Here is a 20,839-nt window from a genome sequence, read left to right as displayed (position 1 = left end):
CTGGCTCTGGCTCTGGCTCTGGCTCTGGCAAAGTATCCGGCGCTTGCGGGGCCTCTTCAATAGGCTCAGGAGGAAGTGTGGGCGTCTCAATTTCCACCTCATCAGCCTGCTCTTGGGTCTGCTCTTTTAACCGCTGCTCTTCTTGAGGAGTCTGCTGTGGATCTTGCTTATTTTTACGCTTAAAAAAACCAAACATGAGTGCTACCCGACAAAAATAGTGAACATTAAGGTTATGCTAACACCGTAACCCAAGACTTTGGATAACTAGCCCGCTACAATCTGCTTCATGACACGACAACGCTCCTCACGTTCATCCACTTCTCGCCGCACATCTGCTCAGCAGGTTGGCAAACTGCGCATTATTGGCGGAGAATTTCGCCGCCGCCAGCTACCGGTGTTAGACAGCCCTGGCCTGCGCCCAACCCCAGACCGCGTGCGTGAAACGTTGTTCAACTGGCTAGGCCAACAGCTTTACGGCCAAACGGTGTTGGACCTGTTCGCAGGCACCGGCGCACTGGGTATTGAAGCGCTGTCACGCGGGGCTGCGTGTGTCGACTTTGTCGAGCGCGACCCGCGCATATCTGCGCAGCTGTCGGCGAATCTTACCCTGCTTAATATTACCGCAAGCGCAGTGCATATTAGCGATGTGCAGGCGTATCTAACGCGAGCAGCAAAGCCGTATTCGCTGGTATTTCTAGACCCGCCCTTTCACCAGCAGCTAGCCGCAGCGTGCTGCCACGCGCTAGAAAATGGTGGCTGGTTAGCCAGTGAGGCAATGATTTACCTCGAAACCGAGACATCGCTGGCGCCGGACGTGCCTACCAACTGGCAGTTACACCGCGAAACCCAGGCCGGCGAAAGCACCGCACGGCTTTACCAACGTCAATTGCCGTAAACAGCGCTTGCCGCCACGCGGCAGCGGCGTTACGCTCGCCTCATTCGTCCCTAGTTAGCAAGCACGACGCTTGTTTCTGGGTACTTATTTTTTGTTAGTTACTTTTTTTGGTGCTCGTTTTTACTCTATGGAGACATGCATGAGCCTGGAACTATTTAATCAGCTTGAACAGAAAGTCACCGATACTGTTGACGCCCTAGAAATGATGAAAATGGAAAATGAAGAGCTGCGCAGTGAAAATGCCAAGTTCAAAGAAGAGCGTGAAGAGTGGGAGCGTCGTCTCAACAGCTTGTTAAGCAAATTCGACAGCCAAGATAACGCCAGCGCGTCCTAAACGGCGCGCTGGCACGCAGCTAAAGCGCTCGACTAAAGCATTCGAGACAGCAATAGCGCGTCCTCACGCCCGGCGGTACCCTCAACCGCTGGGCTGCTTGGATAGTAGCCCTTTCGTCGCCCGTCTTCGCTAAACCCGCTGCGCTGATAGAGCCGGATGGCACTAAGATTGCCAACGCGGACTTCCAGCAACAGCCGCTCGCTAGACCATCCTTGAGCTGTCGTTAAGACGGCGCTCATTAGCGCGTCACCCGCGCCCTGTCGACGACACGTCGGCAATACGCCTATCGCCTGTAGTTCAGCGTCAAACGGCAGCTGAACCACAATGGCATAACCTATTAGTGCCTTCTGATGCCACAGGCCCAGCACACTGGTTTGCTGGCAGCTAAGCGCGTCCTGCAGCTGTGAAGCGCTAGTGCCGCTTCGCGCCTGATCCTCCAGCGCGGTGAGTAATGCTAAATCGTCGACCCTCAACTCAGTGATCATCAGCCGCCTGAGGAGTATCCGCAGGGCTAACTGATGCCCATTGCTGGCCCAATAGCTGAAGCGTAGGCCAAAGATCACGCTTATTGCTCGCACTGTCGAGCAGTGAAGCCAGTGCAGGCCCCTGCCATACCGGCAGCGAAAGCGTATGGCTCTGCCCACCGGTCACGTTTAAGACGCGATCCAAGGTGCCTTGATCAGCGTCTAGCGCTCCCCACCATAGTAGCCGCTCTAATTGCCATCCTTGACGATTTACGCGACCGGCGACAAAGGCCGCTAAGCCTTCACGGGCTTCATCCAAAGGGTCTTCGACGGCAAAGGCGTTGGTCATCTGCGGCCAAGTAAAGTGCGTGATACTGGGTGCAATGCTGGGCTGAATACCCGCCGCATAGAGTAGATTGATCAATAGCTGCTGCTCTGAGGTGCCCATTTCACCTGCGTGCAGCACCAGCCAGCGCCCGTCAACACACAGGCAGGAAAGTGAGAATACGAGCGGCTGAGCGGGCGCTGCATCAGGCGCAGCAACAGCCTCTGCGGGCTGAGAATCCGGCGACGCTGCGGGAACCGGTGGTTCGCCCGCGTGCTTGGCTTGTCCGGGTTGATCGCTGGTCAGCAGAGCGCGAATCGCGGAGGGCGAAGCGGTTACATCGCTTGTCGCTGATAACTCGGAAGCCGCTCGCCTTGGCGCAGGGGCATCATCCAACAACGCTTGCAGGCGCTCACGAGGCGGTGTCGGCGTAGGCGCAGACTCCTCCCACTCACAGGCCTCGGTGGGCAATGCATTCGGTAGCTGATATTTAGCGACCCAGGCTGTGATGCCCATAGCATCAAGGTAGTGCCGCCGAATAACTTCTTGTGTCACTTTTCGCCGCCATGGCAGTTCGGTGAGTTCGGACGTTCGCCGCCCCGGGCCTGCCACTCGCTGGCGGTATAAAGATGTAATGCCAGCGCGTGAACCGGCCCGGAAAGCTCATCAGCCAACAGCGCATAGATCTGCTGATGGCGCTTCACCGGCATCATGCCGCTGAAAAGTTCGCTAACCAGCGTCACCTTGAAATGAGTTTCAGAATTAGCGGGCACGTTGTGCATGTGGCTTTCGTTCTCAACCTGCAGCACGTCAGGCGCTAATGCCGTTAACTTCTGCTCAATTTGTGTCTGCAGCGTCATGTCATTTCTCCTAGAGATCAGAAACCGTTCTATTGTACCCGCTTAGTGACCCGCCGACGATGCCCGACGGGCGTGTAACGCGCGGCGAGCCAGCGGCATACGTGCCACGCTTGCCAGTAATGCCAGCAGCGTCGTTGCGGCCCCTAGCCATAGCGTTACCTGAACCGGCCAACCCAGCGCCAGCGCAGCACCCACTATCGCCACGCCAAATGACTGGCCGACGGTACGCGTCGTGCTCATCACGCCAGACACGTTCGAACTGCGCTCTAATGGCAGGCTACCCATCATTTCGCGATTATTGGGCGGCTGGAATAGTCCAAACCCTATCCCACATAGCGCGGTGCGCCACAGGCTGCCCGCCACGCCGGTTGATTCATCCACTAATGCCAGCGCAATCAGGCCGACAATCAATAGCCCTAGCCCCGTACTCGATAGCACGCTGGGGTTAATCCGGTCCGCTAAACGCCCTGCAATCGGCCCCACCAACATGATGGCAAGCGGCCAAGGCGTGAATAGCCATGCGGTTTCCAGCGGCGTAAATCCCATCTGTTCTTGGTAGAAAAAAGACAGCGCTACAAACGTCAGCCCTTGACCAATAAACGCTAGTCCAGAGGCCGACACCGCTAGCGTAAAGCGCATCTCAGAAAAGACGCTAAGCGGCAGCAGTGGGTAAGGTGCACGGCGCTGACGAATAATAAATCCGCCGCAAGCAAGCACTGCCAGCAGCGCCCAGCCGCCGCTTTGCCAAACCGGCACGGCGTGGCCTACGGCATCCATGGCGATAAATAGGCTCGCCAGCATCACCATGGAAAGCAGCGCGCCGGCCACATCAAAACTGCCTTGGCGCGGCTTTTCGCGGGGCAACGCACGGTTTGCTAGCCATAGAGAACACATACCCAGCGGAACATTTAATGCAAACAGCCAAGGCCAGTCGGCGAAAGATAAAATCACTCCGCTCAGCGTAGGCCCGGCGGCGTAGCCACCCGCAACTACTAACGCGCTGAGGCCAAGCGCACTGCCGAGCAAGCGCGAGGGGAAAATCGCCCGATAGAGCGATGGGCCTATCGACAGTGTCGCCGCAGCGCCTAGCCCCTGGCAGGCACGAAAAACAAGCAGCGTTTCCAAATTACGCGACAGCGCCGCCCCTAACGAGGCTACAACAAAGATCCCTATCCCGAATAGATACAACCGGCGGCGAGTGACTAGCTCACTAATGCCCGCAAAGACGAGCAGAAAAGCGGCGCACACTACCTGAAAAAGATTGGTAATCCATACCGCACGCGAAGCGGGTACGTTTAAATCGGCGGCAATGGTCGGCAGTGCCAAGTTAATCATCGTGGTATCGACCACCGCCATTAAGGTGCCGGTGACCAGCGCCAGCACCGCCAGAGCGCGCTCAGGGCCTGGCAGGCCATCGTCTCCGGGGCGGGTTTCAAACAATCGCATAGCGCGGTTCCTAGAGAAGCGTTCCTTAGCGAAACGACTAAAACAACACAGTTTTTAGAAACAAAGAAACCGGCCTGAGCCGGTTTCAAAGTACGCCAATGCTAGGCTCTGCCTCAAACGTCGGCGAGTAAGGATTAGGCCTAGCGCAGCGCGTTTTAAAGCGCCGATACCGTTCGAATGCTACGCCTACTCACTATCTAACAGCAGCGCGTCATCTACTTCTGATATTTCAAGCGCGGTTTCGTCATCAAGATCAATCGCTAGATAACTGTGCTCGACGCGCACAAATTCTTGAAACAGCGCCCAATCGAGTTTATCCGGCCACTGGCCCTCATCCTCTTCCCACGCGCGCAGCTCCGTTTCGAGAATGTCCACGTAGCGGTCGCGCACAAACGTTTCCAGCGCTTCCGGCGTATCCATCTCAGGGATCAGGTAAATGGTACTTTCACGTTCGACGTCGTCCAAGGTCAGGTCGTCGTCTCCCATGGTGGGTTCCAGCGCGTTGATCCAGTCCACAAAGGGCTGGGTCGGCCTGACGCTCAGTGCGGAGCGGTTAAGCAGTTTCATGGGATTCTCCTCGCCGTCGAAACGTTGACCATTATGGGCGCTATAACGCGCCCTTACCAACTTTTCATCCGCTATAGGATGTGTTTAGTCCACTTCAGGGCGCATTGCTGGAAATAGCAGCACGTCACGAATGGAGGGACTGTCAGTAAATAGCATGACGAGACGGTCAATACCAATGCCCTCGCCTGCGGTAGGCGGCATGCCATACTCCAACGCGCGGATGTAATCGGCGTCGTAATACATTGCCTCCAAGTCACCTGCGTCTTTTTCCGCCGACTGGGCGCGGAAACGCTCGGCCTGGTCTTCGGCGTCGTTGAGCTCCGAAAATCCGTTGGCGATTTCTCGGCCGCCGACAAAGAACTCAAAACGATCGGTAACGAAAGGGTTAGCATCATTACGACGCGCCAGCGGGCTAACTTCAGCCGGGTACTCGGTAATAAACGTCGGCCGGTCGAGCTTGTGCTCAGCAACTTCCTCAAAGATTTCTGTTTGAACCTTACCCAGGCCCCAGCTCTCTTTGACTCTGATACCGAGCTGCTCTGCCGCCGCTCGCGCAGCCTCGAGTGAATCTAAATCGCTGTCTGCAATGCCGTCGCCGTGATCCAAAATCGCCTGACGCAGCGTCAAACGATCAAACGGCTGTCCGAAATCATAGCTAGTACCCTGATATTCAATCACCGCGCTGCCCAGCACCTCTTCGGCCGCCGTGCGCAGCATCGCTTCGGTCATATCGATCAGGTCGCGATAATCCGCGTACGCCCAGTAGAATTCCACCATGGTGAATTCTGGATTGTGCCGCGTCGACAGACCTTCATTGCGGAAATTGCGGTTAATCTCGAAGACTTTTTCAAAGCCGCCCACCACTAAGCGCTTGAGATAAAGCTCAGGCGCTATACGCAGATACATGTCGATATCCAACGCATTGTGGTGCGTGATGAAAGGACGCGCTGCGGCACCGCCTGGAATCGGCTGCAGCATGGGCGTTTCTACTTCCATAAAGCCGCGCGTTTCAAAGAAGCGACGCATGGAGCTGATCACCGCTGCACGGGTTTCAAACACCTTACGCGACTGCGGGTTCATAATCAGATCCACATAGCGTTGGCGGTAGCGGGCCTCCATATCAGTCAAGCCGTGAAACTTATCTGGCAGCGGACGCAGACTCTTCGTCAGGAGCTGGGCCTCTTTCATCATCACGTACAGATCGCCCTTACCGGACTTATGCACGGGTCCGCGGGCGGCCACGATGTCACCAATATCCCAGCTTTTAATATCGTCTAGCACATCAGCGGGCAGGCCTTTTTTATCCACATACAGCTGGATTTGCCCGGCCACGTCCTGAATAACAATAAACGGCCCGCGCTGACGCATGACGCGACCCGCCACCGAAGCATGATGATCAAGCGCCTCAAGGTCCGCCTTTTCTTTATCGCCCAGCTTATTTTGCAGCTCAATGGTTAAGCTATCGCGGCGAAAATCATTCGGAAACGCACTTTTACCCTGCTCGACGGCCAGTTCACGACGCGCGGCAAGCTTGGCCCGGCGCTCGGCGATCAGATGATTTTCCTGGTGTTCAGAGCCATGCTGCTCAGACGCGTCTTGGTTAGCCATGTGGCACCCTGTTGATAATCAAACCGTGAAAAAATTACAAACCCTGCTTGAGGCTAGCGACGATAAACTGATCAATGTCCCCATCGAGCACCTTATCGCAGTTGCTGGACTGCACGCTGGTACGCAAATCCTTGATGCGCTGATCGTCAAGCACGTAAGAGCGAATCTGGCTACCCCAGCCGATATCCGCTTTTGAATCCTCGGCTTCCTGCTTGGCCGCATTGCGCTTTTGCATTTCGTGTTCCCACAGCCGTGCTTTCAGCTGCTTCATAGCAAAGTCGCGGTTAGCGTGCTGGCTGCGCTGCCCTTGGCAGGCCACGACGATGCCGGTTGGCTCGTGTGTGATCCGTACCGCGGAATCGGTGGTGTTAACGTGCTGCCCGCCGGCGCCGCTAGAGCGATAGGTATCAACGCGCAGATCCGAGGGGTTAATCTCAACTTCGAAGCTGTCGTCAATTTCCGGCGATAAAAATACCGATGCAAAGGAAGTATGCCGACGGCCGCCTGAGTCGAACGGGCTTTTACGTACTAAGCGATGCACGCCGGTTTCTGTACGCAGCCAGCCAAACGCGTAGTCGCCCTGGATATGCACCGTTGCCGACTTAATACCGGCCACTTCGCCGGCCGAGATTTCGCTGATATCAGCTTTAAAGCCGTGGCTTTCCGCCCAGCGCAGGTACATGCGCAGCAAAATATTCGCCCAGTCCTGCGCTTCGGTGCCGCCAGAGCCCGATTGAATATCCAGGTAGGCGTTATTTTGATCCATATCACCGGAAAACATGCGCCGAAACTCAAGCTTTTCAAGCGCGGCCTGCAGGCTATCTAGCTCTTTGCGCACTTCATCAACCGTGCCTTCGTCGTCCTCCATTTCAGCCAGCTCTAGCAGGTCTAGGCTATCGCCTAGGCCCTGATCAAGATCATCAATGGTGGCCACAATGGCCTCAAGAGAGGCGCGCTCTTTGCCTAGTTTCTGCGCATAGGCCGGGTCGTTCCAGACATCGGGGTCTTCCAGTTCGCGGGTGACCTCTTCTAGCCGATCTTGCTTTTCGGCATAGTCAAAGATACCCCCTAAGAACGTCTGTCCGCTCAGACAGGTCCTTGATCTGGTTATGAATCGGGTTGGTTTCCAACATGGGATTGCCCTAGCGTGGTCTGCTCGGATCGTACACAGGTGTATCGATCAGAAAAGCACCTAGTGTAACGAAAGCCGACCCGCCCCGCATCCAATGGCCAACGTCAGGGCAATAAAAAACCCGGCGTGCGCCGGGTTTCGATCAGGCTTAGCCTTCTCTACGGCTTAAAAGCGATAGGTCAGCTGAGCGCCAAAGCCGTGAGCTTCATTTTTGTAGTCTGCCGAATAGTTCGCGCCACCGATGGCCGCGCCCCCCGTGGCAGCGCTGGCTAGCAGGTCATTACGCTCCTGCTCCACAAAAGTGCCGCGCTCGGTCAGGTAAGAGTATGCAAAGTCTAGCGTCATATCAGGCGTTGGGCTCCAACCTGCCCCCAGCGAGAAGATACGCCGATCATCCGACGGAATACGTACGCTGCGGTCTTCATCATTGGTCGGCGTAAAGTCGAGCGTCACCCCGGCACGCAGTGCCAAGGTAGGCGTTAGCTGATATTCACCGCCAGTGGCAAATGCCCATGCATTCGAATAATTTTGTGGCTCTTGAGTGATTTGGTCGCCCTGACTGCCTCTAACCAAAATTTCATCAAACTGGCTCCAGCGCACCCATGAAGCGCCAAACATCAGCTTAAGACGATCCGTCATCTGCTGCGTCAGCGAGAAGTTAACCGTTTCAGGAGTGGTTAGATCGAGGCTTGCCGAATCAGAACGCAACACGTTGCCCATAGGATCGGTCGCGCTAAAACTGCCTTCCAGGTTGTACTCTACTTTTGAGCGGTAAGTCAGACCCAGCGTCGTTTCAGCTACCGGGCGATAAATAACGCCTAAGTTATAACCCCACGCCTCATCGTCACCCTCAACGCGCGAATCGATATCTCCAGCGGCATCAAAGGCGGGACTTGAGGGCAACTGGCGGCGCAGCTCGCCTTCTACCCGGTTGTAAGTAACACCAGCGCCGATCGCCCATTGATCGTTGAAGCGGTAAGACACCGTCGGCTGAGCACTGACCACCGTCACTTCGGTGTAATTACCAAAGTAGCGGCCTTGGAAGTCATCTTCATACTCGGTTTTAGAGCCAAACGGCGCGTACACCCCAAACCCAAACGCTAGCTGATCAGTGACGGGCTGTGCATAGAAGGCAAAGGGAATGAACGTACCCGGCACCATATCGCCATCGTTACCGCCAGGCATACTGCCTAGAGGAATTTGATTGCCATTAGGCGCACCGCCGAGGGCAACGCCAGAGTCGATGTTACGGGTAGCCTCCACATTTGAAAGGTCCGTATTTACATTTAAATAGGTCCCACCCACGGTGATTTGGGCACGATCTAAAAATGACATGCCCGCCGGGTTGCCATAAACAATGGAGGCGTCATTGATGTTAGAACTGCGCCCGGCATGGCCGTAACCCTGCCCGCTTACGCTCTGTTCGTTGATTTGATACCCGCCCGCGTGGGCTTGGCTGGCAAAGGCGGCTGTGATGGCAGCAGCCAGAGTGAGCTTATTAAATTTATTGTTCATAACTTTATTGTTCATAGCGAGCCTCTCTTCCCGATGATCCGATGGATACAGACGATCCAACTTCATTATTTTTTACATGACTGTTTTCTCGCAACTGCGCTAAAGGTTCAAGAGTAAACGAGCGTTTTATTTCATTTTTTGCTTATACATTAGTCGTACGACCGTTTTAAATCAGTGTTTTAGTTATTTTCACTCATTCATTAAGTCTAGCTTGACCTATGTGTTACCCATAGGTTTTACACTGAAAGCATGATGCAATCCAACGATTCGCTTAAGTGAGGGAGACGGTTATGAAAGTGAATGAGCTTGCCAAACGCGGCGGCGTCACCGCAGAAACCGTGCGCCATTATACCCGCGAGCAGTTGCTGGCCCCGCAGCGACATCCGGATAACGGCTATCAGCTGTTTTCAGATACAGACTTAGAGCGGCTGCGCTTTATTCAGCGGGCGCGCAAGCTAGGTTTTAGCGTCGCTGAAATCCGCGACATACTTTCCCATGCGGATCAGGGCGACTCCCCCTGCCCGCTGGTACGTGATCTGCTCACCAGCCGCCTACCTCACATTCGCGCCCGCATTGCTGAGCTAGAGGCGCTGGCCGAGCGTATGGAGCATGCCCTCGTGAGCTGGCAAAACATGCCCGACGGCACGCCTGATGGACACAGCGTATGCCGCTTGATTGAAAGCTTTCCGGTGCCAACGCCTAGCCAGGAGACACCATGAGTAACTCGTTGAGCGTCACCCGCGATGCGGCCGGCAACACCCAGCACACGATGAAAAGGCAGCGTTTAGCGATCAGCGGCATGTCCTGTGCGGGCTGTGTAAAAAGTGTTCAGAAAGCACTTGAGCATACCGACGGCGTCGACACCGCCAGCGTGAATTTCGGCACCCACTCTGCTCAGGTAGTGGGCAGCGCGGACAGCCAAGTATTGATCGCCGCCGTTGAAGCGGCGGGCTATAGCGCCACGCCGATTGTGGACATGGCTGACGCCGAGCGTACTCGCGCAGAGCAAGATGCCAAGACCTATCAGCAGCGGCTACGCGGCAGCGCTGTCTCGCTAGCCTTAGCGATCCCTCTCATGCTTAGCATGTTCTTTTTTCACCCTCATCCAGTGGGCATGGGGCGTCTTTATTGGCTAGTCGTTGGCCTGCTTACGCTAGGCATCATGGCCTTTCCCGGGCGTCACTTCTTCGTCAATGCCTGGAAGAGCGTCAAACATCATCAGGCCAATATGGATACGCTGATTGCCATGGGCACCGGCACCGCCTGGCTTTACTCCATGGCAGTGGTGCTGCTCGCACCGTGGCTACCGGAGGTGGCTCAGGGTATCTATTTTGAAGCCTCTGCGATGGTGATCGGGCTGATTCTGCTCGGCAATGCCCTGGAACTTCGTGCGCGTGGTCGTACCAGCAATGCTTTAAAGCGCCTACTCGATCTGCAAAGCCGCACGGCGCGAATTATCCGCGACGGCCAGGAGCAGGAAGTTGAAATTCACGATGTGCGCACAGGCGATCACATTCGGGTGCGCCCCGGCGAACGCCTACCGGTGGATGGCCAGGTGACCGAAGGCCAAAGCCATATTGATGAGTCCATGCTTACTGGCGAGCCGGTACCGGTTGCCAAACACATTGGCGATGACGTCAGCGCTGGCACGGTGAATGGTCGTGGCGGGCTGGTGTATCAAGCAACGCGAGTAGGCGCCGACACTCGACTTGGGCAGATTACCGAACAGGTGGCGAGCGCCCAGAACTCGCGCCCACCGATTGGTGAACTCGCCGACCAGGTCTCCAGCGTATTTGTCCCGTCGGTCATGATCATGGCCATACTCACGGCGCTGGTCTGGTTCAATCTCGGGCCGGCACCGCTGGTCATTCATATGCTGGTCACAGCGACCACAGTGCTAATCATTGCCTGTCCCTGCGCGCTGGGACTAGCAACGCCTATCTCGACCATGATCGGCGTTGGCAAAGCGGCAGAGTACGGAGTACTGGTGCGCAACGGCGAAGCGCTGCAAACCGCCAGCAAGTTAACCACCTTGGTCGTCGATAAAACCGGCACATTAACCCAAGGCAAGCCCAGCGTTACTGATGCGCAGATGTTTGACACCGAGCAACCCGCCGCATTGGGATGGGTGTTCGCGCTGGAGCAAGGCTCCGAACATCCGCTGGCAACGGCGTTGATGCATTACGCCGAAGAACATAACGCTCCAACCGCTGAGATTGAGCATTTCGATAGCGTGACCGGGGGGGGCGTGAAGGCGCAAACCGCCGACGGCAAAGCACTGTTGCTGGGCAATGCTCGCCTACTGACGGAAGCGGGGGTGGATCTCAATGCGGGTGAGGACCAAGCCCGCGCTCTGGAAGCGCAGGCGCGCACGCTGGTGTACTTAGCGGTAGATGGCAAACTGGCCGCCCTGTTTGGTATTAGCGATCCTCTGCGCCGCGACACCGTGGCCGCCATCAAACGTCTACAAAAAGACGGTTTGACCATTGTTATGCTCACTGGTGATAACGAGCACACCGCCAAGGCAATTGCTCAGGAAGTGGGTATTGACGAGTATCGTGCGGGTCTATTGCCTGAAGACAAGCACGCCGAGATTGAGCGGCGTCAAAAGGCGGGCGAGATCGTTGGCATGGTGGGCGATGGAATCAATGACGCCCCCGCGCTGGCACGGGCGAATGTCGGCTTTGCGATTGGCCAAGGCACCGATGTGGCGATTGAAAGCGCCGGTATCACGCTAATGCGCGACTCGCTACACGGCGTGGCGTCCGCCATTGAGATAAGCCGGGCAACGCTGCGTAATATCAAACAAAACCTGGTGGGCGCGTTTGGCTATAACCTGCTGTGTATTCCCATCGCCGCCGGGGTGCTCTACCCGCTCACCGGCACGTTGCTCTCGCCCATGATCGCCGGAGCAGCGATGTCGCTCTCTTCCATCACCGTGGTGAGTAACGCCAACCGTCTACGGTTATGGAAATCAAACAACCCGGAGATTGCCTCATGAGTATATTGGTTAACCTCGTAGGGCTGGGTGTCATCGCGCTGATTGTGTGGTGGTTCTGGCTCAGCTGACGCCGACATAGCGCCCTGGCTTATGATTCAGGGCGATAATTAGGTTGAGTGTTAGCGCCCCCAGCACCGAGTAGCCCACGCGATCTAACGGTAGCAGTGTCAATGCAATCAGCAAGATGAGGCCATCAATCGTCAGTTGTACATAGCCTGCGCGCAGGCCGTGTTTATCCTGCAGATAAAGCGCCAAAATATTAATACCGCCAAGGCTGGTGCGGTGGCGAAACAGCATCAGCATACCAATGCCCATCAGCGCCCCGCCCATTAACGCAGCGTAGAGCGAAGGCACGTTGGCAAACTGCACCCAGCCTTGGGTGAGTTCCGAAAACAGCGAGACCAGACCGATCGCAGCAAAGGTACGCAGCGTGAAACTCCAGCCCATACGCTTAACGGCCAAATAATAAAACGGCAGGTTAATGGCAAAAAAGTACACCCCAAAGCCCCAGCCGGTGACGCTACTGGTCATATAACTCAGCAGTAGTGCCAGGCCCGCGGTGCTGCCCGTGAGAAGCACCGCATGGGTGTAGAAGGTAACGCCCAGCGCAACAAAAAACGTGCCCAGCAGCATCGCCATGAGATCTTCATAAGGGCGATGCTGGTCTTTGGGTAAATCTTCCACGCGCATAAGGGGCGACCTTACTGGGAGGTTGTTGGGGGTTTACGAGTTTGTTGGACGGTTTAAATAGCGCTGGCGTGTTCGACCATCAATTGAAGTGATTCGCGGCCGCGCCAGCGGTTACGATTAAGCTTATAGGCGCAGTGCAGCGTATCCCCCACGCTGAAACCAGGCAGCTCACCGGGCGTTAAAGCACGAAACCAGATGGCTTTGCAGGTTACCGGACCGGTGGAAAGCTCCAGCATTAGGTGTGAGCCTTCGGCCCCCACCGGGCGCAGCGCCTCAACAATAAAGTGCCCTTCAAACAGCGGCGGATCAAATTCACGCCCGTAGGGGCCGAGGGTTTCGATCTCCGTTAACGTCGTCAACGAAAGCTGTGCGGTGGAGAGCTCGCCATCTGTCCATAGCCGCGGGTAGAGCGTTCGCCCCTCTAACTGCTCGCCCACCGCTTGCAGGAAAGCGGCTTTAAAGGCCTCAAGCTGATCCCGTGGCACGCCCACGCCTGCCGCGCCACTATGGCCACCAAAGCGTGGCAGCGCCTGGGGAGCGAGTTCAAAGGTGCGCTGTAGCGCATCGCGCAGATGCAGCCCGTCAATCGAGCGACCAGAGCCAGTGAGCATACCGGGTGCCGCCGCCTGGGTAAGCACCAACGCAGGGCGTCCATAGGCCTGCACCAAACGAGAAGCAACGATTCCCTGCACGCCGGGGTGGCCATCTTCCAGCAGTACCACCACGGCAGGCTCATCGGCATTCAAAGCCGCTGTGGCGAGCGCGCGCGCTTCGGCGGCCATATCGGCCTCAATCGCTTTGCGGGACTGGTTATCCTGGTCCAGCACGTCAAGCTGGCGATTGGCGTCCCCATCGTTCTCGGCGAGCATAAAGTGCAGCGCCGCGTAGGGGTCGTCCAGCCGCGAGCGGGCATTGATGCGCGGCCCCATTTGAAACGCTAACGTCTCGGCATTAAACGGCACGCTGTCGGCGCCTAAACGCGTCGCCATCGCCCGCCAGCAGGCCGCATCCATGCGATTGATCAGTTTTAACCCTTGATTGACCACCGCACGGTTCGCTGGGCTCCCGCCCAATGACACACAATCCGCTACCGTGCCCAACGCGACGTAAGAGAGCCAGGGCGACAGTTTGGGCGTGGATTCTGACAGCGCGCCCCATTCGATCAATACGCCGCGTGCAAGCGACATCAGCAGCCATGCCACCATACACCCGGCAATCGTTTTATCAGGGTAGTCACAGTCATTGCGGGTCGGGTTCACACAGGCATAGGCCGACGAGGGCGGGCCTTCCACCGGCAACGCGTGGTGGTCGCTGACCACTACGTCGATACCCGCTGCTTTAAGGCGTGCAATACGCGGCTCATCGGAGCTACCGCAGTCGGCTGTGATCACCAACGTTGGAAAAGGCTTAAGTGCGAGCGTGCGCTCCACCAGCGGCAGGCTAATGCCGTAGCCGTCGTTAATACGATGGCCAATCAAGCTGTGCAGCTTGCCTTCCGGCACGCCGAAAAGCTCCACTAACGTGCGCCTAATCACCACGTGCGAGGTGATTCCATCGACATCGTAATCGGTAAGAATGCCAATGGCCTCGCCTTCGGCGACCGCCTGGGCGATGCGTTCGGCGGCGCGGCGGCCGTCGACAAGCTTCTCAGGGTGGGCCAAATAGCGCAGGCTGGGCGCGATTAACGGCGCAAGCTCACCGCCATACCCAGGCAAGCGTGAGGCTAGCAAGCGCGCCTGCAGCTCACTTAGGCCCTCTGCCTGTGCGCGAGCGTAGAGCGCCTCGTCCAGTGGACGAGGCTCCAAACGCGGCCTGGTTGTACTAGGGAGCAGCGTGTCGTTAGACAACTCATTAACGGCGTTCATTAACGGTTCAACGACGATGTTCAGCGACATACTGCTGAACGGCGGCAAGCTCGGCGGGCAGCACGGTGTAACGCTCTTCGCGCTCAAGCAAATCGTCCATGTGCGGCGGCAGCGGCACGCCGAGGAAGCCCGCTTTCACCACGGCTTCGGCAAATTTGGCCGGGTGTGCAGTCGCCAGAGTAATCATCGGCGTTGATTGGTCTGCACGGGCACGCTCAGCGGCCCAATAGCCGGTAGCGGTATGTGGATCAAGCATTTCGCCCGTACGCTTATGGGCGTCGCGGATCGCCTCCAGAATGGTGGTATCGTCCACGCTGTAGCTGGCAAACTTTTCACGCAGCTTGGCCAGTGGCGCATTCGCCAAGGCGGTAGGCTCCTGCTGGAAACATTCAAGCAGCGCCGCCACGGCCAGGCCGTCGCGGTCATAGGCGTCAAACAGCAGGCGCTCAAAGTTAGACGACACCACGATGTCCATGGAAGGCGCTAGCGTCGCCGCCAGCTCTTTTTTGGAGAAGTCGTTGGCCGCTAAGGTGCGATGCAGAATATCGTTGGCATTGGTGGCAATGATGAACTGCTTCACCGGCAGCCCCATTTTGTAGGCCATGTAGCCTGCAAACACGTTGCCGAAGTTAGCCGACGGTACGCAGAAACTCACCTCACGATGCGGCGCGCCTAGCGCAACGCCCGACGCAATGTAGTAAACGATCTGCGCCATGATGCGCGCCCAGTTGATCGAATTCACCGCGACTAAGCGGGTCCCGTTCAAGAAGGTTTGATCAGCGAAGCTCGCTTTGACCATCGCCTGGGCATCATCAAAATTGCCCTCAATGGCAATATTGAAGACGTTATTAGCCAGCACCGAGGTCATTTGGCGACGCTGCACTTCTGACACGCGGTTGTGCGGATGCAGGATGAAAATATCCAGGTTGTCGCAGTGGCGGCAACCTTCAATCGCCGCCGATCCGGTATCGCCAGATGTGGCTCCCATGATCACCGCGCGCTCGCCGCGCTTTTTCAGGAAGTGATCCAGCAGTCGGCCCAGCAGCTGCAGCGCTACGTCTTTAAACGCCAGCGTTGGGCCATGGAACTGCTCAAGCAAAAAGTGGTTGGCATCAAGCTGCTTGAGTGGCACAACCGCATCGTGATTAAACGTTGCGTAGGCTTCGATGACAATGGTGCGGAAAGTCTCGTCGTCGATCTCACCGTTCACAAACGGCTTCATCACCCGGAAGGCGATCTCGGCATAGGAGAGCCCGGCCATATCGGCAAGTGCTTCACGGGAAAACTCAGGCAGCGTTTCTGGTACGTACAACCCGCCATCGCTGGCCATACCGGTGAGCACTACTTCTTCAAACGAGAGCGCGGGCGCCTGCCCACGCGTGCTGATATAGCGCATTTTGGCTTACTCCCCTTCGTCCAGGCTTTCGACACGAATACGTGTTAGCGGCCCGGCGATATCGGCCATCGATTCGATTTCGCGAATGGCTTCGTTCATCTGCTTCTCTTTGGTGCGGTGCGTCAGCAGAATGATCGGCACCAGTTCGCCTTCGGTGGCTTCTTGTTGGATCAGCGCCTCAATTGAGATGCCCTGCTCAGCCAGAATGGTCGCTACGCGTGCCAATACGCCGGGGCGGTCTACCGCCAGCAGGCGTAGATAATACGCCGTGGTGATATCTTCCATCGGCATGATGGGCAACTGGCTGACATCGTCACCAATACCGCTGAATGCCAGATAAGGCACGCGATAGTGGTGATCCGTAGAGATATCCCGGGCCACGTCAAGCAAGTCAGCGACCACGGCAGAGGCTGTTGGCTCAGCGCCAGCACCGGCACCGTAGTAAAGCGTTGGACCCACCGCGTCGCCCATCACGGCAATGGCATTTTTGACGCCGTGCACATTAGCCAGCAGGCGTTCTTTGGGGATCAGCGTGGGGTGAACACGCAGTTCAAGCCCCTGGTCGGTACGTTTGGAGATCCCCAAGTGCTTGATGACATAGCCTAGATTATCGGCTTGCTCAATATCTTCAGAGGTGATCCGGGAAATGCCTTCGGTGAAAGCGCGCTCAAACTGCAGCGGCACGCCATAAGCGATAGAAGCCAAAATAGTCAGCTTATGCGCGGCGTCGATGCCTTCCACATCGAAGGTCGGATCGGATTCCGCATAGCCCAACGCCTGGGCCTCAGCGAGCACATCCTCAAAGGCACGACCTTCATCGCGCATATGAGTAAGTATATAGTTGCCGGTGCCGTTGATGATGCCGGCTACCCATTCGATGCGGTTGGCACCTAAGCCTTCGCGCAGCGATTTAATCACGGGAATGCCGCCGGCAACGGCGGCTTCAAATGCCACAATCACGCCCTTTTCATGGGCGGCTTTAAAAATTTCATTACCGTGCACGGCAATCAGCGCTTTATTGGCCGTGACCACGTGTTTGCCATTGGCAATGGCGGTCAGCACGAGCTCGCGAGCCATATCGTAGCCGCCAATCAGCTCGACCAGGACATCCACATTGGGGTTAGTGGCAACTTCAAACACATCAGAGGTGGCATTGATGCCGGTAATATCGCAGTCAGGGTGAATACTGCGGTGAGCGACCTGTTCAATCACAATAGGACGGCCAGCACGACGCGCAATATCATCGGCATTGCGGGTCAATACGTTAAAGGTGCCGCCACCGACAGTGCCTAAACCACAAATACCTACTCTTACCGGTTTCAAAATACTTCCCCTTTCATAGTTCGCACCCGTCTCTGCCGGGTCTTAAATTTGGAGTCTCAGCATTCGTTGCTGTCGGTGACGTTATTCGTCGTCTAAGCCTAACATGGCGGTGAGCCGCTCGGGGGGCACAAATCCAGGCACTAGCTGGCCATCAGGTAAAATAATGGCGGGCGTACCCTGCACACCCAATGCTTTGCCCAGATCATACTGTCCGGCGACGGGATTGTCGCAGCTTGCTGAGCTAGCAATACTCTGACCTTCTTTGGCCTGGGTCATCGCTTCGCTGCGGTTATCCGAACACCACACCTGCTGCAGGGTGGTGGCAGCGGCGCTGTTCATACCGGCGCGAGGAAAGGCCATGTAGTGAACCGCGATACCGCGTTCATTGAACTCGGGAATAGTGTCGTGCAAACGCGCGCAGTAAGGACAGGTCGGGTCAGTAAACACCACGATGGTCGCCTTAGGCTCTGCGGCACCGCGGAATATGACTCGCTCGCTTTCCGGCACGGCCGCCAACGCATCGGCGCGCTCTTGGTTTTGCGCCTGTTCCGTTAAGTTGATCAGCCCGCTGGGCGCATTTTCATACAGGTCGCCAAGCAAAAAGTAACTACCATCAGCGTTTGAGTAGAAAGATTCGCCACTTTCCAGCTGCACATGATAGATACCATCCATGGGCGTTTCAGTAACCGCCTCAACAGGCATCGATTGACCATTAACGCTCAGTGAGCCGGCTAAACGGTCTGCCACGTCATCGGCCTGAGCAGCCAAAGGCAATAGGCTACCTGCTATCAGCAGCGTCATCATTGAGAAAGGAGACAGTAAAGGCAGTGCTAAAAAATGGCGTTGACGCATCATCAATTCAACCTCGTGGGTGATGTTCTGCATGTAAGCTTTCCAAGCGCGCTTGGGCTACATGGGTATAAATTTGGGTCGTCGACAAGTCGCTATGACCCAGCAACAGCTGTACGACTCTCAAATTGGCCCCATGATTCAATAAATGGGTCGCAAATGCGTGACGTAGCGTATGCGGTGATAGTGGCCGGGTAATCCCAGCCGTTATCGCATGAACTTTAATACGGTGCCAAAACGTTTGCCGGGTCATGGCTTTGTCGGCGCGCCCTGGAAACAGCGCCGGGCGCGTCGGGTCGCTCATTAACGCAAGCCTAGCGGTCTGCATGTAGTGAGCTATCCAATCGGCGGCCTCTTCGCCCATGGGCACTAGGCGGTCTTTATCGCCCTTACCACGCACCCGCACCACCCCTTGGCGAAGATTGACCGCGTCACCGGTGAGTCCTACCAGCTCAGAAACTCGCAGGCCACAGGCGTAAAGCAGCTCAAGCATGGCGCGGTCGCGAACTCCTAGCGGCGTATTCGTATCGGGCGCCATCAGCAGTCGCTCTACCTCGTCCTCATCCAGCGTGTTAGGCAATCCGGGGATCACACGCGGCAGCTTGATATCCGTTAGAGGATCGCTCGCCACCTGATTATTTAGGCGACCCCAGCGGTAAAAGCTGCGCAGGGTCGACAGTAGCCGGGCGGTGCTGCGTAGCTGGTAACCTTGTTCACGGCGGCTAGCTAGCCATTCTCTAAGCCGCTCAGGCGGCGGCGCCAACAGCGCCTCCCCGTGCGTGTCCAAATGATTTTGCCACGCGGTTAAATCACGTCGATAGGCCGCTAAGGTATGGTCGCTAGCCCCTTGTTCTAGCCACAGGGCATCCAAAAAAGCATCAATAACGCTCATACGTGAGCCTTCTCCTGGCGCCTGCTTAGCGTGGCTACGCTAAAGCACCTGCTCTATAAACAAAACCCCGCCCCGCAAAGCGGTGACGGGGTTTTGGTATCCAGGCGCAACGCATGTCCGAAAACTGCGTGCGCCTGTGGAACAGTGGCGATTAAGCCAACTTTTCCTTGATACGTGCTGAACGACCGCTGCGCTCGCGCAGGTAGTACAGTTTGGCTTGACGCACGTCGCCGCGACGTTTGACTTCAAGCGAGTCAACTAACGGGCTGTAGGTCTGGAAAGTACGCTCAACGCCAACACCGTGAGAAATTTTACGCACGGTGAATGCGGAGTTCAGGCCACGGTTACGTTTACCGATGACCACACCTTCAAATGCCTGAAGACGCTCGCGAGTACCTTCTTTTACTTTTACCTGAACGACAATAGTATCGCCGGGGGCAAAGGGAGGAATTTCTTTGCCCATTTGCTCAGATTCGATCGCCTGGATCACTTTGCATTTACTGCTCATCATCATACTCCTGAATAACGTAATGGCTTGACCGCTCAATCATGGGAGGCGGAAGCCGTGATCCCGGCGCTCGAAACAAGCTGCGCGGGAGTCGTTATGGGTGACACAGGTACGCAGGCTTGCTGCCTTGTGCGCCCTGCACCGCCGCCCTGGCCTACTGAGTGGACAGTGCGTGTTCCTCGATAAACTCATTCAACAGCTTGCGCTGTTCGGCATCTAACGGCCGTCCTTCTAACATATCCGGACGACGCTGCCATGTCCGGCCTAGCGACTGCTTTAACCGCCAGCGCTTGATGGCTGCATGATTACCGCTTAACAGCACATCGGGCACCTGGCGCCCGTCAATAACTTCTGGACGGGTGTAGTGCGGGCAGTCTAACAGACCGTCATTAAACGAGTCTTCGACAGCGGAATCCTGATGGCCCAGCACGCCGGGAATCAGCCTTGCCGCCGCATCAATCAGCACCATCGCTGGCAGCTCACCGCCGCTCAGCACATAGTCACCAATTGACCATTCTTCATCGATGTCACCTTCTACCACGCGTTCGTCAATGCCTTCATAGCGCCCGGCCACAACTACTAGTGGTCCGGCACAAGCTAGTGCTTGAACGCCCTGCTGATCTAGCTTACGCCCTTGAGGCGACAGGTAAATCACCGTCGGCACTTGGCCGGTGGCTTGCTGTGCCCGCTCACGGGCTGCAAAAATCGCTGCGCGCAAGGTATCGACTTTCATCAACATCCCAGGACCACCGCCATAGGGGCGGTCATCAACGCTGCGGTGACGGTCAGTGGCATAATCCCGCGGATTCCAAAATTCTAGTGCGATACGCTGCTTATCTACCGCTCTGCCGACCACGCCTTGCTGCGTTAGCGCATCAAACATCTCGGGAAACAACGACACTACACCAATCCACATCGCAGGCGTTGCTAGGTTTTCACCAGCGACCGGCTCACTTGAGTCGGACGGCACATCATTGTTCAGCTTACTCAGCTTACTCAAAACTCAGGATCCCAATTGACGACCATGCGGTCCTCGTCGGGACTGATTTTGACAATGACATCGTCTGGTAAAAACGGCAGCAGCCGCTCACGCATGTCGATCGCATCCGGATCACCGCGAACCACCATGACATCGTTGGCGCCGGTTTCAAACAGGTAGCTTACCCGCC

Annotated in this window: 20 protein-coding genes and 2 pseudogenes; 4 read left to right on the top strand and 18 right to left on the bottom strand. The window is 56.5% G+C overall.

The annotated features are described in order from the left end of the window. Positions 1–196 (bottom strand): annotated as a pseudogene (locus ACTH5D_RS12510) (signal recognition particle-docking protein FtsY); the annotation flags it as partial. Positions 197–286: 90 nt separating this feature from the next. Here ACTH5D_RS12510 and rsmD point away from each other — a divergent pair. Next, complete coding sequence (gene rsmD / locus ACTH5D_RS12505; protein WP_441671712.1) at positions 287–895, top strand: 16S rRNA (guanine(966)-N(2))-methyltransferase RsmD; 609 nt, start codon at positions 287–289, stop codon at positions 893–895. A gap of 139 nt (positions 896–1,034) precedes the next feature. Beyond that, complete coding sequence (zapB, locus tag ACTH5D_RS12500; RefSeq protein ID WP_096276028.1) at positions 1,035–1,229, top strand: cell division protein ZapB; 195 nt, start codon at positions 1,035–1,037, stop codon at positions 1,227–1,229. A 32-nt stretch (positions 1,230–1,261) separates the two neighbouring features. Here the strand turns inward: zapB and ACTH5D_RS12495 are convergent, their stop codons facing one another. From ACTH5D_RS12495 to ACTH5D_RS12460, 8 genes are all read right to left on the bottom strand, one after another. Then, positions 1,262–1,714: a GNAT family N-acetyltransferase gene (locus ACTH5D_RS12495; protein WP_441671710.1), complete on the bottom strand. Its 453-nt coding sequence runs from the start codon at positions 1,712–1,714 to the stop codon at positions 1,262–1,264. Next, positions 1,704–2,573 (bottom strand): hypothetical protein, encoded by an 870-nt coding sequence (locus ACTH5D_RS12490; RefSeq protein WP_441671708.1) that lies wholly within the window; start codon positions 2,571–2,573, stop codon positions 1,704–1,706. Before ACTH5D_RS12490 ends, ACTH5D_RS12495 begins: the two co-directional genes overlap by 11 nt. Then, positions 2,570–2,878: a BolA family protein gene (locus ACTH5D_RS12485; RefSeq protein ID WP_096276035.1), complete on the bottom strand. Its 309-nt coding sequence runs from the start codon at positions 2,876–2,878 to the stop codon at positions 2,570–2,572. The genes ACTH5D_RS12490 and ACTH5D_RS12485 overlap by 4 nt, the downstream gene beginning before the upstream one ends. 42 nt (positions 2,879–2,920) lie before the next feature. Beyond that, on the bottom strand, positions 2,921–4,324 hold the full coding sequence (locus ACTH5D_RS12480) for an MFS transporter (protein ID WP_441671706.1): 1,404 nt from the start codon (positions 4,322–4,324) through the stop codon (positions 2,921–2,923). A 186-nt stretch (positions 4,325–4,510) separates the two neighbouring features. After that, positions 4,511–4,891: a hypothetical protein gene (locus tag ACTH5D_RS12475; protein ID WP_096276039.1), complete on the bottom strand. Its 381-nt coding sequence runs from the start codon at positions 4,889–4,891 to the stop codon at positions 4,511–4,513. Positions 4,892–4,975: 84 nt separating this feature from the next. After that, complete coding sequence (lysS, locus tag ACTH5D_RS12470; protein WP_441671703.1) at positions 4,976–6,499, bottom strand: lysine--tRNA ligase; 1,524 nt, start codon at positions 6,497–6,499, stop codon at positions 4,976–4,978. A 34-nt stretch (positions 6,500–6,533) separates the two neighbouring features. Continuing rightward, positions 6,534–7,632, bottom strand: a protein-coding gene (gene prfB, locus ACTH5D_RS12465; RefSeq protein ID WP_441671701.1) for a peptide chain release factor 2 whose coding sequence is annotated in 2 segments (ribosomal slippage) — positions 6,534–7,556 and positions 7,558–7,632 — 1,098 coding nt in all. Because the reading frame shifts where the segments join, the coding sequence is not laid out codon by codon here. Between the two features lie 164 nt (positions 7,633–7,796). Beyond that, positions 7,797–9,146 carry an OmpP1/FadL family transporter gene (locus tag ACTH5D_RS12460; protein ID WP_441671718.1) on the bottom strand — a complete coding sequence of 450 codons (1,350 nt, stop codon included), beginning with the start codon at positions 9,144–9,146 and terminating at the stop codon, positions 7,797–7,799. 290 nt (positions 9,147–9,436) lie between these two features. Here ACTH5D_RS12460 and ACTH5D_RS12455 point away from each other — a divergent pair, with 290 nt between their 5' ends. Next, complete coding sequence (locus ACTH5D_RS12455) at positions 9,437–9,865, top strand: MerR family transcriptional regulator (RefSeq protein ID WP_441671699.1); 429 nt, start codon at positions 9,437–9,439, stop codon at positions 9,863–9,865. Beyond that, positions 9,862–12,147: a heavy metal translocating P-type ATPase gene (locus tag ACTH5D_RS12450; RefSeq protein ID WP_441671697.1), complete on the top strand. Its 2,286-nt coding sequence runs from the start codon at positions 9,862–9,864 to the stop codon at positions 12,145–12,147. Before ACTH5D_RS12455 ends, ACTH5D_RS12450 begins: the two co-directional genes overlap by 4 nt. Positions 12,148–12,207: 60 nt before the next feature. Here ACTH5D_RS12450 and ACTH5D_RS12445 read toward each other — a convergent pair whose 3' ends face one another. The 9 genes and pseudogenes from ACTH5D_RS12445 to ACTH5D_RS12405 all read right to left on the bottom strand — a co-directional run. Then, positions 12,208–12,837 carry a YitT family protein gene (locus ACTH5D_RS12445; protein WP_441671695.1) on the bottom strand — a complete coding sequence of 210 codons (630 nt, stop codon included), beginning with the start codon at positions 12,835–12,837 and terminating at the stop codon, positions 12,208–12,210. A 53-nt stretch (positions 12,838–12,890) separates the two neighbouring features. Further along, entirely contained in the window at positions 12,891–14,702 is a 1,812-nt protein-coding gene (locus tag ACTH5D_RS12440) for a single-stranded-DNA-specific exonuclease RecJ (protein ID WP_441671716.1), read from the bottom strand. A gap of 7 nt (positions 14,703–14,709) precedes the next feature. After that, entirely contained in the window at positions 14,710–16,098 is a 1,389-nt protein-coding gene (thrC, locus tag ACTH5D_RS12435; RefSeq protein ID WP_441671693.1) for a threonine synthase, read from the bottom strand. 6 nt (positions 16,099–16,104) lie between these two features. Then, positions 16,105–17,421 (bottom strand): homoserine dehydrogenase, encoded by a 1,317-nt coding sequence (locus ACTH5D_RS12430; protein ID WP_441671691.1) that lies wholly within the window; start codon positions 17,419–17,421, stop codon positions 16,105–16,107. Between the two features lie 81 nt (positions 17,422–17,502). Next, a complete protein-coding gene (locus tag ACTH5D_RS12425; protein WP_441671689.1) occupies positions 17,503–18,306 on the bottom strand; it encodes a DsbC family protein in 804 nt (267 codons plus the stop codon). Beyond that, positions 18,281–19,162 (bottom strand): site-specific tyrosine recombinase XerD, encoded by an 882-nt coding sequence (gene xerD, locus ACTH5D_RS12420; RefSeq protein ID WP_441671687.1) that lies wholly within the window; start codon positions 19,160–19,162, stop codon positions 18,281–18,283. Before xerD ends, ACTH5D_RS12425 begins: the two co-directional genes overlap by 26 nt. Before the next feature lie 151 nt (positions 19,163–19,313). Then, on the bottom strand, positions 19,314–19,670 hold the full coding sequence (gene rplS / locus ACTH5D_RS12415; protein WP_096276061.1) for a 50S ribosomal protein L19: 357 nt from the start codon (positions 19,668–19,670) through the stop codon (positions 19,314–19,316). Positions 19,671–19,824: 154 nt separating this feature from the next. Continuing rightward, positions 19,825–20,586, bottom strand: coding sequence for a tRNA (guanosine(37)-N1)-methyltransferase TrmD (gene trmD / locus ACTH5D_RS12410; RefSeq protein ID WP_441671714.1), 762 nt, complete (start codon positions 20,584–20,586; stop codon positions 19,825–19,827). Positions 20,587–20,666: 80 nt separating this feature from the next. Further along, positions 20,667–20,839: pseudogene (locus ACTH5D_RS12405) on the bottom strand (ribosome maturation factor RimM); the annotation flags it as partial.

The sequence above is a fragment of the Halomonas sp. genome, from assembly GCF_052095695.1.
Lineage (GTDB): Bacteria > Pseudomonadota > Gammaproteobacteria > Pseudomonadales > Halomonadaceae > Vreelandella.
This window is presented reverse-complemented; position numbering and strand designations above follow the sequence as displayed.

Excerpts from the sequence above, each read along its gene's own strand:
- rsmD (WP_441671712.1), top strand. The coding sequence starts at position 287 with ATGACACGACAACGCTCCTCACGTTCATCCACTTCTCGCCGCACATCT.
- zapB (WP_096276028.1), top strand. The coding sequence starts at position 1,035 with ATGAGCCTGGAACTATTTAATCAGCTTGAACAGAAAGTCACCGATACT.
- ACTH5D_RS12495 (WP_441671710.1), bottom strand. The coding sequence starts at position 1,714 with ATGATCACTGAGTTGAGGGTCGACGATTTAGCATTACTCACCGCGCTG.
- ACTH5D_RS12485 (WP_096276035.1), bottom strand. The coding sequence starts at position 2,878 with ATGACGCTGCAGACACAAATTGAGCAGAAGTTAACGGCATTAGCGCCT.
- ACTH5D_RS12480 (WP_441671706.1), bottom strand. The coding sequence starts at position 4,324 with ATGCGATTGTTTGAAACCCGCCCCGGAGACGATGGCCTGCCAGGCCCT.
- ACTH5D_RS12475 (WP_096276039.1), bottom strand. The coding sequence starts at position 4,891 with ATGAAACTGCTTAACCGCTCCGCACTGAGCGTCAGGCCGACCCAGCCC.
- lysS (WP_441671703.1), bottom strand. The coding sequence starts at position 6,499 with ATGGCTAACCAAGACGCGTCTGAGCAGCATGGCTCTGAACACCAGGAA.
- ACTH5D_RS12460 (WP_441671718.1), bottom strand. The coding sequence starts at position 9,146 with ATGAACAATAAATTTAATAAGCTCACTCTGGCTGCTGCCATCACAGCC.
- ACTH5D_RS12455 (WP_441671699.1), top strand. The coding sequence starts at position 9,437 with ATGAAAGTGAATGAGCTTGCCAAACGCGGCGGCGTCACCGCAGAAACC.
- ACTH5D_RS12450 (WP_441671697.1), top strand. The coding sequence starts at position 9,862 with ATGAGTAACTCGTTGAGCGTCACCCGCGATGCGGCCGGCAACACCCAG.
- ACTH5D_RS12445 (WP_441671695.1), bottom strand. The coding sequence starts at position 12,837 with ATGCGCGTGGAAGATTTACCCAAAGACCAGCATCGCCCTTATGAAGAT.
- ACTH5D_RS12440 (WP_441671716.1), bottom strand. The coding sequence starts at position 14,702 with ATGAACGCCGTTAATGAGTTGTCTAACGACACGCTGCTCCCTAGTACA.
- thrC (WP_441671693.1), bottom strand. The coding sequence starts at position 16,098 with ATGCGCTATATCAGCACGCGTGGGCAGGCGCCCGCGCTCTCGTTTGAA.
- ACTH5D_RS12425 (WP_441671689.1), bottom strand. The coding sequence starts at position 18,306 with ATGCAGAACATCACCCACGAGGTTGAATTGATGATGCGTCAACGCCAT.
- xerD (WP_441671687.1), bottom strand. The coding sequence starts at position 19,162 with ATGAGCGTTATTGATGCTTTTTTGGATGCCCTGTGGCTAGAACAAGGG.
- rplS (WP_096276061.1), bottom strand. The coding sequence starts at position 19,670 with ATGAGCAGTAAATGCAAAGTGATCCAGGCGATCGAATCTGAGCAAATG.
- trmD (WP_441671714.1), bottom strand. The coding sequence starts at position 20,586 with ATGTGGATTGGTGTAGTGTCGTTGTTTCCCGAGATGTTTGATGCGCTA.